The 11,405-nt window shown below is 74.4% G+C and carries 7 protein-coding genes; 6 read left to right on the forward strand and 1 reads right to left on the reverse strand.

Going from position 1 to position 11,405, the window contains the following annotated elements:
- The 6 genes from ACWDX9_RS52355 to ACWDX9_RS52380 form a co-directional block, all read left to right on the forward strand.
- Positions 1–819 (forward strand): hypothetical protein (locus tag ACWDX9_RS52355; RefSeq protein ID WP_449969365.1); only part of this gene is annotated, 819 nt, incomplete at its 5' end.
- Positions 820–826: 7 nt separating this feature from the next.
- On the forward strand, positions 827–3,937 hold the full coding sequence (locus ACWDX9_RS52360; RefSeq protein WP_449969368.1) for a tubulin-like doman-containing protein: 3,111 nt from the start codon (positions 827–829) through the stop codon (positions 3,935–3,937).
- Positions 3,938–3,939: 2 nt separating this feature from the next.
- Entirely contained in the window at positions 3,940–5,775 is a 1,836-nt protein-coding gene (locus ACWDX9_RS52365; protein WP_449969371.1) for a hypothetical protein, read from the forward strand.
- Positions 5,765–6,742 (forward strand): hypothetical protein, encoded by a 978-nt coding sequence (locus ACWDX9_RS52370; protein WP_449969373.1) that lies wholly within the window; start codon positions 5,765–5,767, stop codon positions 6,740–6,742. The genes ACWDX9_RS52365 and ACWDX9_RS52370 overlap by 11 nt, the downstream gene beginning before the upstream one ends.
- Positions 6,739–7,743 (forward strand): hypothetical protein, encoded by a 1,005-nt coding sequence (locus ACWDX9_RS52375; RefSeq protein ID WP_449969376.1) that lies wholly within the window; start codon positions 6,739–6,741, stop codon positions 7,741–7,743. Before ACWDX9_RS52370 ends, ACWDX9_RS52375 begins: the two co-directional genes overlap by 4 nt.
- Positions 7,743–9,101 carry a hypothetical protein gene (locus ACWDX9_RS52380; protein ID WP_449969379.1) on the forward strand — a complete coding sequence of 453 codons (1,359 nt, stop codon included), beginning with the start codon at positions 7,743–7,745 and terminating at the stop codon, positions 9,099–9,101. Before ACWDX9_RS52375 ends, ACWDX9_RS52380 begins: the two co-directional genes overlap by 1 nt.
- Before the next feature lie 7 nt (positions 9,102–9,108).
- Here the strand turns inward: ACWDX9_RS52380 and ACWDX9_RS52385 are convergent.
- Positions 9,109–11,405 (reverse strand): LuxR C-terminal-related transcriptional regulator (locus tag ACWDX9_RS52385; protein WP_449969382.1); only part of this gene is annotated, 2,297 nt, incomplete at its 5' end.

The raw sequence follows: 11,405 nt of genomic DNA on the forward strand, positions 1-11,405 counted from the left end.
GACGAGCGCCCCTACGCGACGCGCGTCGCCGGGCCCGCCGACCGGCTCCGCGCCCAGGTGCAGCTCGACGCGGCCACCGTCGAGCCGGGCGGGGAGGTCTCCGGCACCGTACGCGTGACCAACGACGCCCAGCCCGCCCAGCTCGCCCTGCGGCTCGTCGACGTCCCGGGCACGGTGAGCCTGTCCGTCCAGCGGCTCCAGGCGCCGGCGGGCGCCTCCGAGCACGCCCTCAAGCTGCGCGTCGGCGCGGAGGCGCCCAAGGGCCCGGTCGGCGGCTCGGTCCAGGTGGTCGACGCGGCCGGGCAGGTGGTGGCCGAGGAGTTCGTCGACGTCGACGTGCAGCCGCCCACGCCGCTGTGGCAGCGGCTGCTCCAGGCCCTCCTGGTCCTCCTGCTGATCCTGGCGGTGGCCCTGCCGCTGCTGCTCCTCAGGAGGCGCGCGCGGATGCGGGCGGCCGATCCGAGCGAGCTGACCTTCTACCTCTTCGAACGGCCGGGCGAGCCGTACGTCAGCAAGATGCAGGCGCCCCTCGGCGAGGGGCCCGAGTTCACCTTCAAGATCTCCGGCGGCCGCCTGGTGCGCACGTTCGGCACCGGTTACACGGCCCGCCGGGGCGGCGGCCAGACCGTCCTGGTCCGCGACCCGTCCGGACAGGAGCTGGAGCCGCTGCGCCCGGGACACCCGATCCCGCTGACCGGCGGCGTGTTCCTCGGCGTCGACGACGCCCGGGGCCAGGGCGCGGAACAACCCGTGTACGGCTCACGGGAGCCGTCCCAGAGCAGGACCCACAGACCTATGCCAGGCGACGACCTGATTTGAGGGGCGCATGAGGATCTTCGATCCGATGATGTTCGTGGGGCTCGGCGGCACCGGCTGCCGGGTCGGAGTGGAACTGGAACGGCGGCTGCGGGACGAGCTGTGCGGTCCGGACGGCATGGACCTGATCAGAAACTTCAGCTGGCAGAACTACCAACCCTACGAATTGCCCTCCTGCCTGCAGTTCGTCTACGTGGACCTCAACGAGGCCGAGCTGACCCGCACCCGGCGCCGGGTGGTGCCGACCGAGCGGGAGTTCCCGGCGGCCGCCCGGACCGCCCACCTGATCCACGACGTGGTGCCGAAGTTCGACTCCTACCCGGAGGTGGCCCGCAGCCTGCGGGCGACGTTGAGCGACCACGTCAAGGACTGGCTGCCGCCGCGTGAGCAGGAGCCGCTGGTCGCCCCGCTGATGCGCGGCGCCGGGCAGTTGCCCACCGTGGCCAGGGCGGCGCTGTTCGAGCGGATGCGGCACGGCCCCGGGCCGGTGGTGCAGGGCATCGACGACGCCATCGGCGCGATCAGCAACTCGGGCGGCGAACTCGCCGGGCTGGGCGGCCGGCTCCGACGCAGCTGCGACGTCTTCGTGGCCTACTCGGTGGCGGGCGGCACCGGCAGCGGCATCTTCTACGACTATCTGCACCTGATCGGCGACGCCTTCGCCCGCAACCAGATCAGGGCGCGGATCTACCCGCTGGTCGTCATGCCGTCGGCCTTCGCCGAGGGCAAGGGCGGCGGCCGCCGGGCCCGCCTCAACGCCGGCGCCGGCCTGCTGGACCTGTTCCGGCTGGTCGACGACCAGAACGCGCCGCATGCCGGCACGCAGATCGACGAGCAGGGCATCGCCGGCGAGCTCGGCGTGCGCTACCCGGGCAGGGGCGAGGTACGGCTGGCCACCGGCACCGTGCAGACGGCGTTCCTGTTCACCATGCCGCCCGGCGTCGAGCGGGACGACCTGCACCGCTCGATCGCCTCCCTGATCGTCTCGCTGGCCGGCACCCAGCCGCACGCCACGGGCGACGGCGGCGGCATGGAGGACCGCGGCGAGTCCTCCTTCGCCGACGACTTCATCAACCGGGCCGTGGAACGCGAGGTGGCGGCGGCCTCCGGCATCGGCAACCGGGGCGTCTCGACGGCCTTCGTCTCCTCCATGACCGTCCCCGTGGAGGAGCTGGCCGACCTGGTCAGCTCCCGGCTGCTGGCCCGCGCGGTGACGCAGCTCGAAGCCGTGCCGCCGGGCGCCGCCGAGAGCAACATCGACGAGATCCGGCGCATGTTCACCACGACCAACCTCGAGCCGCTCAACACCCGCGAGCCGCTGCCGCTGCCGGACGTGCGCCCCGCCACCGGCGCGGCCGAGATCCAGAAGTCGCTGGCCAACCGGATGCGGGCGATGGAGGACAACCTGGCCTCACTCGAACGGCAGCTCAACCGCGTCGTGCCGGCCCTGGCCCAGGAGCTGGACGTGCGCCGCGGCGCGCTCGAAGCGCTCGGCCAGGTCGACCCGTTCCGGCTGCGGCGGGTGGTGGTCGGCCTGCCCGGCGACGTGCACGAGGCCGACCGGCTGGGCTTCGCCGGGCTCCTGGACCACCGCAGGGCGCAGCCGCGCAAGCCGTACGACAACATGACCGAGGCCCCGCCGCAGCCCCGGCCGATGCGCGACCGGCTGCTGCGCAAGGTGCAGTGGACCGACCCCGAGGTCCAGGCCTCGATCGCCGACCAGGACACCTGGTACCTGTGGCGCAGCCAGGGGCTCTGGCACCGGGCGTGGGCCGACCAGATGCCGCGCTGGGAGCCGCGCCGCAAGCAGCTCATCCGCGAGGTGCGCGAGTTCACGCAGGTCTTCGTCGAGCACGCCGAGGCCGACGCCGAGCGCTTCGCGCGCCGGGCCGGCGAGCTCTACGAGACCCGCGTGGGCGTCTACCACCTGCTGCCGCCCGCGGGCGCGGAGTCCTTCTACGACGCGGTCGTCCGCCGCTTCGTCGACGTCTTCGTCTCCCGGCAGCTGCTGCGCCCCACCGACGGGGAGGCCGCCGTGGCCAACGCGCTGATCGGCCCGGACGGCTGGCGGCACGCCTACGACCTGGCCTGGCGCACGGGCAAGCCGGCCGACGCGCTCACCTGGGTGCGCGACCGGATCAAGCTGGAGGTGAAGAAGCTCTTCAAGGACCAGGACGAGGCCGCCGCGCTGGGCGAACAGCCGCTGCTGCCCTCGCTGGCCGACATCCTCGCCCAGGCCGCCTCGGGCGGCGGCGACGACCCGCACGTGCGGCAGTTCCAGCTCAAGCTGGCCGACCTGGTGCCGGGCGGCTTCACCCCCGACGGCACCGGCGACCTGAAGGTGCTGGTCTCCTATCCGGCGCCGGCCAAGGACCCGGCCCTCGAACGGTTCCTCAAGGACCGGATCGACCTGCCGGGCGTGCCCGACTACCGCAACATCGACGCCGACTCGGTGACCGTGGTGCAGCTGCGCACGTCGATGAGCGTCACCCAGGTCCGCGAGCTGCGCGAGGTGCTGCACAGCTGGGCCGACGCGCTGCGCGACGAACGGCCGCAGGACCACCTGAAGTGGCGCCAGCGGCTCGGCTACGACTTCGGCTACCTGGCCACGACCGAGGAGCACCGGGTCCGGATCCTGCACCGGCTGCTCTGCCTGCTGTGGAACGGCCGGGTCAGCGTGGTGGAGGGCGAGCTGAGCTCGCCGGCGCGGATCCGGATCGACGTCGAGGGCGGCTCGATGACGCTCCCGCTGACCGGGTACGGCAAGGCCTCCTCCTGGCCGAGCATGCTGCGGGCCTACGAGCAGTGGGTGATCGGCGGCGACGAGGAGTTCCGCAGCCTGGTCAGCGAGCAGCTCATGAACGCCACCCCGAAGGGCCTGGCGGGCGCCCCCACCGTGCCGGACCCGCTCTACCACCTCGTCACCGGCATGTCCGCCGACCAGCTCGGCCTGCTGGAGATCATGGTGCCCAAGCTGCCGTCGGGCGCGCGCAACCGGGCCGACCAGCTGATCGCCTTCTGGGCGCACACCCTGCCCGCCGCCCTGGACCTGCCGTTCGAGCGGGTCGCCGAGGCGGTCGCCTACAACCTGCGCGACCTGGACGCGCTCCTCGGGGAGTGAGCATGGTCGTCGTGCTCGACCTGCGCAAGGGCGAGCTGGAGCGGCTCGGCGCCCAGGTCCTGGTGGTGGCCGACACCGAGCGCCTGGCCGGCGCCCAGCGGGTGCTCCAGGACGTCTTCAGCTCGCGCCTGGTCAGGTCGGTGCTCGTCCTGGCGGTGGGACCCGACCTGCGCCTGCCCCCCGTCCTGGACGGGGAGAGCCGCAGGGTGCTCTGGGTGAGCGACCCCTGCGGCATCCTGTGGAACGCCGACACCGGGGAGGCGGCCCACGGGCCGGGGGTGAGCGCGGAGGCCATCCTGATCGACCTGCTCACCCAGCCGGAGGTCTTCGACGAGGTGGTCAACAGCCTGGGCGACATCCCGTACGGCACCGCCTCGCCCGGCTGGCGCATCGTGGCCGGCCGGATCGACCCCGAGGTGCTCGGCCAGGCCTTCCGCGAGGTGGCCGAACGCTTCGACGGGCCCGTCCAGCAGGACACGGCCACCTTCAGCTCGCCGCTGGCCACCGCGCTGCCCGTGCTCAGCGGCACCGTCGACCTGCCCTCCGACCTCCTCGACGCGCTCGTCCCGGAGGGCCCGCTGGACCGGCTCCACCGGAGCGCCGCCGAGCGGATCGACCAGGCGGTCCGCGCCCTGGACGACCTCGGCTACGTCCACAACGCCCGCGCCCGGGCCGCGGTCGTCGACAAGGTGATCGCCGCGGGGCGGGCGCTCGCCGAGTTCCGCGACACCCTCGCGCGGCTCTTCGAGGAGATCGACCACACCGACGACAACGCCGCCGAGCGGCTGGCCGCGCACGGGATCAGGTTCGCCGTCCCCGCCGACATGGGCCACGCCCAGATCGTCGGCGAGCTGCGCGCCGACCTGGAGGCGGCCCTGGCCGAGCGCAGGAGCGTGCAGCGGATGGTCTCGCGCTACCGCCTGCTGGCCGACCACAGCGCGCCCATCGGCAGCCGCGCCTTCGTCGGCGACCTCTGGCGGGCCTGCCCGGACGAGCTGCTCAACGCGCTGCACGCGCCCGCCGAGTTCCCCGCCACGTTCCTGCCCCGCTTCGTCTTCTGGCGGCGCTCGCGGGCGTGGTGGCGCGAGCAGCTCTCGCTCGGACCGGCCAGGACCGCCCTCGACGACCTGCGCTCGATGCTCGAACGGGTCGCGGCCAGCGAGTGGATGCTCGGCCAGGCCCGCATGCACACCTCCGACGCGTCCCGCACGCTGGCGGCGGCGCTGAACGAGATCTGCGCGCAGGTGTCCTGGACGCTGACCGACTGGAGCAGGGCCGAGACCGGCCAGGCCGCCGCGAGCCCGGCGCTCGACGAGGAGGTCACCGTACGGCTGCGCGACCGCGGCGGCCAGCTGCGCGAGGTCATCACCGGCGACCTCGTCGACGCGGTCGCGAGCTGGCTGGAGCCCGCCTGGACCTCCCTCGAACAGGGCGCCTACCGGGACGCGCAGGTGGGGCTGGAGCGCCGGGTCGACGAGACGCTGCGGCAGTACCGCGACCACCTGACCCACCGGGGCGTCCAGGAACGCCCCGACTTCGGCACCGGCGACACCGGCCGCCAGGAGCTCGTCGACGCGGTCTGGCGGCAGTCCCAGCAGGTCGTGCGCGCGCTGCGGGCCCAGGCGAACGGCCAGATGCTGCAACTGTGCGGCGACCGTGACCTGGCGATGCTGCTGCGGCAGGCGTACGCGGTGCGTTTCGCGCCCAGGGCCGTACGGGGGCAGGGCAACCCGCCCGACGTCGTGTGGACCCGGTCGGGACAGTACGCCGGCACCCTGCGCCTGGTGCCGCTGCGCCCCGGGACGGTCGAGGAGAACTGGAGCGAGGATGGAACCTGAGCCGCTGACCTTCTTCACTCCCGACGGCGACCTCGTGACCTGGGAGGTGAAGCCGGAGCCGGACCACGACCCCTTCGAGCGCCGGCTGACCCTCGTCGTCCAGGGCACCAGGATCGTGCAGCGGCGGGTGCCCCGCGCGGAGGGGCGCGACCGCGAGCACCTCTACGAGCTGCTGGAGAACGAGGCCCGGATGGGCGCCAGGCTGCTCACCCGGCTGCGGCGGGCCTACCCCGTCGAGCTGCCCCGGCTGATGGGCTACAGCCTGGACGAGGAGGAGCCGTTCGTGCTGCTCTCCGACCACCGGGGCGAGCCGGTCACCCGCTTCGCCGGCTCGTTGCTGATCGCCGAGCAGCGGGCCCTGCAGGCGAGCCTCTTCCGCGCCGTACGCATCCTGTCGGCCTGCGACATCGTCCACCGGCGCATCGACCCGGGCACCGTGCGCTGGGACGGCACCGCCGTACAGCTCACCGACCTCAGCCACGCCACGCTGGCCGGCAGCCGCCGGCTGCGGCTCGGCGAGGCCCCCTACGCCGCCCCGGATCAGCGCGCGGGCACCGGCCGTGCCTCCACCGCCGACGACCTCTGGAGCGCCGGCATGGTGATCTACCGCACGGTCACCGCCCGCGAGGTCGCCGACCGCCCCGACCTCACCGCCGCCCCGGCGCTGCAGCCGATCCACGACGTCTTCTCCGGTCAGCCGCCGTCGGCGCTGGAGGTGCTCGACCGGCTGCGGGAGCCGGACCCCATGCGGTCCATCCCCGCCGAACCGGACCTCCGGCTCGAGGAGGGCCGCGTCGCCTTCGACCGGGCCCACGAGGCCAAGCGCGAGCAGGAGGTGGAACAACCTGCGCCCGTCACCCGGATCGAGCAGGTGCCGCAGGAGCAGCCGCGGAAATGGTGGACCCGCTGGCTTCCGCTGGCCGTGCTGGCCGCCGTCGTCGTGGTCGTCTGGATGGTGATCCGGTGATCCTCTGCCCGATCTGCCTGCACGAGTTCGACTGGAGCGAGGACGAGCTCTACGAACGCACCCCGGCGGGCCACTACCAGCCGCTCTCCCTGGAGAACGCGACCGGGGCCCGCCGCGAGGACCTGCTGCGCGCCGCCCACGTCCGCTGCCCGGCGCCGGTGGCGGACCCGAGCCTCGAACACCACCTGCCCTACACCTACGTACGGCACGGCCGCCCGCTGGTGATCGGGCTGGTCGGCGGGCCGGAGACGGGCAAGACCCACCTGCTGGCCTCGATGATCGGCGCCATCGAGCAGGGCGGCCTGCGGCCGTACGGGCTGACCGCGGACGCGGTGGACATCGAGCGGCACGCCGAGTACGTCAACACGTACGTGCATCCGCTGATGGTGGAGCGGACCGCGCTCTCGCGCACCACCCACCGGGCCACCGCCGAGCCGGCCGACGCGCTGCTCGTCAACGACGGCCGGCACACCACCGCGGTGGCGTTCTTCGACATCGCCGGCGAGCTGCTGCGCAGCTCCACCCACGAGGCGACCAGGTTCGTGCCGGCCGTCGGCGGACTGCTCTTCGTGATCGACGCCGCCACCAGGTCGGCCAGGATGGGCGACGAGTCCTTCCGCGCCGTGCTCGACCGGCTGCCCAAGAGCGGCGGGCGGCTGGACATCCCCGCCGTCATCGCGGTCACCAAGAGCGACTCGGTGCGCTTCGAGGCGCCGGTCGACACCTGGCTGTACGACGAGCCCGACCGGCTTGACCAGGTGGACGTCCTGCGGGAGAGCCGCGACGTCTACGCCTTCCTGCACGGGCGCGGCGCGCAGGCGTGGCTCAACCCCTACGACAAATGCCGCAAGTGCACCCTGCATTTCGTCTCGGCGACGGGCTGCGCCCCGACCGACGGGCGCTTCCCCCGAGGCGTGCGGCCGCGACGCGTCCTGGCGCCCCTGATCTCGCTCCTCGCGATGACCGGTGTCCTGCGCGGCTATCCGGAGGTGGGGATCTGATGGGGCGTTACTCCAGCGTCGACTGGATCCTGTTCGAGTGGGACGAGCGCCGCACCGGCCTCGGCCCCGTGCGCTCCTCCCTGGAGGACACCCGGGGCTGGTACCACCAGCTCGGCCCCTGGCTCGACCCCGGTCCCGCGCCCGGGGTCAGCGTCTGCCGGCTCATGGTGGACGGTCGCGTGGTGGTGCTCTCGCGCACGCGCACCGGCGGCTCGGACAGCAGGCGGACCATCCGGGTCCAGGCGTACCTGGGCGGCTCGGCCGCCAACGCCTCGGCGATGCCGAACGTCCGCCAGGCGCTCGCGCTCGCCCCCGGCTGGAGCTCGCTGCTGCCCGCCGACCCGGAGCCGCTCGACCTGGCCGTGCTGCTGCGCCCCTATGCCGACGCGAGCGCGGCACTCGACCGGCGGGCCCGCGCCGAGGCGGCGGCGCTCGCGCCGATCGTCTCGGAAGCGCTGCGCGGGCACCGGGAGCCGCTGTCGGTGGTGGCCCAGGGGGAGGCCGTCGTGCAGTTGTGGGGGCTGGTGGACATCCTGGACCTGGTGCTCGGGCGCTATCCGGAGACGTTCTCCACCTACGAGAGCGACGACCTCAAGCAGGGGGCCGAGGTCATCTTCCTGCAGCAGTGGCCAGGGCCGTCGTCGCGGGCCTCGCACCGGCGGCGCGTGGATCTGCGGGCGCCCGACCAGAACGACCTGTACGGCGAGATCGCGGCCATGGTCGTCGACGCGTACGCGGGCCGGCGGCTGCCGGAGCTGGTCAAGCGGCTGCGGATCAGCGACGGGACGGCGCTGGAGGAGCGGGTCGAGCTGCTCGGGGCCGCGCTGCGCGAGCCGCCGAAGCCCGTACCGGACGAGCCCCGGACGCCTCCCCCTCCGGAGCCTCCCGAGCCTTCAGAGCCTTCAGAACCGGCGCCCGCGGTGATATCGGGCCCGCGGCGGAGGGTGCCCGCGGAACGGCCCCGCCCCACGCCCGCGCCGGAGCCCCGCGCGCCGGTCCCACCGCCGGCCCGCCCCGACCCGCAGCCCGTCGCGGTGCGCGACGCCTTCGACTACTTCCTGACGGAGCTGGCGGAGGCGACCACCGAAGGCGCGGCCCGGGGCATCCTGAGGGACGTCCACGCCTGGGCGCGGACGCGCCCGCCGGCCGACGTACGCTCCCGGCTGCACGTCCTGGTGCCCGAGCTGGAGCGGCTGCTGCCCGACGACGAGGTCAACCCGATCCTGCGCGACCTGCTGGACCCCGACGCCCCCGCCGAGGCCGTCAGGTCCGCCTGGCTCGATCCCCGCTGGCTCGTCCTGGCCGCGGTGCTGCTGGTCGTGCTCGTCCTCCAGGTCGTGACGACGATCCTGCGCTGACCACCGGCTAGCCGGCCAGCCGGTTCAGGAGCGCGGCCAGGGCGGCGCGGTCGTTGACGCCGGTCTTGTCGTAGACGGCGTACAGGGTGTTGGCCACGGTGCGGACGGACACGACGAGCCGCGCGGCGATCTCGCGGTTGGTCAGCCCCTGCGCGGCCAGCACCGCGATCTCGCGCTGCCTCGGCGTCAGGCTGGGCACGTCGAGGTCCATCAGCGCGAGCGTACGGGCGCCCTGGCAGCGCTGCGAGAGCCGCCAGGCCCGGGTCTGCGCCGCCCGCGCCCCGCGTACCAGCCCGGACTCGCGGTAGCGGGCCGCCGCCCGCGCCGCCGCCTCGGCCGCGTACAGCAGCAGGCCGAGCCGCTCGAAGCCCTCCGAGACCGCGTCGAGCTCCGCGCCGTCGCGGGCGGCGGCGTGCCGCGCGAACAGCGCCACCAGCGGGCCCTCCACGTCGAGCGCGGCCAGCCGCGCGGACACCAGGTCGGCGCGGCCCAGCCGGACGACGTCGTGCAGCAGGAACGGCACGTCGCACGGCAGCGCGTCCTCGGCGGTCTCCAGGCAGAGCTCGACGGCCCCGGCCGCGTCGCCGCGACCGGCCAGGGTCCACGCCCGGGCCAGGCGCAGCGGCACGACGACGGACGGGCCGATCGGCGTCCCCGTCGCCTCCGCCCGCTCCACCGCCTGCTCGGCCGCCGCGACCTCGCCGAGCAGCGCGTACGCATGCGCCAGCTCACCCAGGCACGACCCCGCCAGCACGCTGCGATCGGGCAGCCGCGCGGCGGTGTCGCGGGCCCACGCGAGAGCGTCGGCGAGCCGGCCGCGCAGCCGCAGCACGCGGGCCGTCCACGTGCCGAACTCCAGGTTCGCCCGCGTCCAGGTGTGGAAGGGCCCCTCCAGGCCGTACCCCTGCCCGGCGAACCGCTCGGCGGCGTCCAGATCGCCGAGCACCAGCGCGGCGTGCGTGGCATGGCCGGTCAACGCGGCCGAGAGGCTGCGCATGGCGACCGGCTCCTTCGCCAGGCCCGCGCCGATCTCCGCCACGTGGGCCAGGCATTCCTCGGCCCGGCCCCGCGCCACCAGGACGGCCGCCTCGGCCCCGCTGATCATCCGCGCGCCGTGCGGGCTGAACGGGCCCATGTCCCGCGCCCGCGCCATCAGGTCCTCGGCGAAGGCGATGTCGCCGGTCAGGGCGGCCAGGACGGCCCGCATGATGAGCGTCGCCTGCCGCGGCTGAACCTCGTGGACGAGCCCGCCGGTCTCCTCCAGGACGGCTCGCGCCCGTGCGACGTCCCCGAGCCCGACGGCCAGGTTCATGGCCCGCTGCACGCCGAGGTCGGTCAGGGCCCCCTCGCCCATCTCCGCCGCCCAGGCGGTGGCGAACACCTCCTCGGCCTCGGCGTACCGGTCGGTGTAGAACAGCACCGTGCCCAGCGCGGCCAGCGCGGGAGTCCCGCCGCCCGCGGCCACGGCCGCGCGCCCCAGCCGTACGGCCAGCTCCAGGTCCCGGATGACCCTGGCGCGCTCGCAACCGGCCAGCAGCAGCCCGGGATCGCCGGTCAGGCCGCCGTCCAGCCGCCAGACGGCTACCCTGAGCACGTCCTCGTGCCGCCGCAGCCCGGCCTCCGAGACCGCCTGCGCCAGCCGGCGCACCATCGTGCGGGCGCGCAGCACGCCGCAGCCGTCCCTGATGACCTCGCCGTACAGGGGATGCGCGAGCCGCACCTGGAGCCGCCGGCCGTCCGGCTGCACCGTGACGAGCTGCCGGTCCTCCAGATGCTGGACGGCGTCGAGCGACCCGAAGGCGGCCAGCAGGTCGGCGCCGAGCGGCTCGCCGTACGCCAGCAGCTCCAGCGCCTCCCGCTCCCGCGCGGTCACCTCGCCGATGCGGCCCGCGATGGTCTCGCGCAGCGTGGGCGTGATCGTCAGCGGCCCGCTCCACCGCCACACGCCACCGTCGGCGGCGAGCATCCCGGACAGCACGAGTTCGCGCAGGTAGAGGGCGTTGCCCTGGCTGACGCGCCACAGCCGGGCCACGGTCGCCGACTCCACCCGGCCGCCCAGCGCGGCCTCCAGGACGGCCGCCGTCTCCTCCAGGGAGAACGGCTCCAGCTCCAGCCGCGGCACCAGGTCGTCCTTCCACAGCGCGAGCACCGCGTCCGGCACGGGCGTCCGGCTGCGCAGCGTCGCGATCACCCGGGTGCCGTCCCGCGTCACGAGGTGGTGGACGAGCGCGGCCGAGACCGGATCGAGCAGGTGGGCGTCGTCCACCACCAGCACCGGCACGCGCACCGCGGCGGCCGCCCAGC

The sequence above is a fragment of the Nonomuraea sp. NPDC003201 genome, assembly GCF_053590415.1.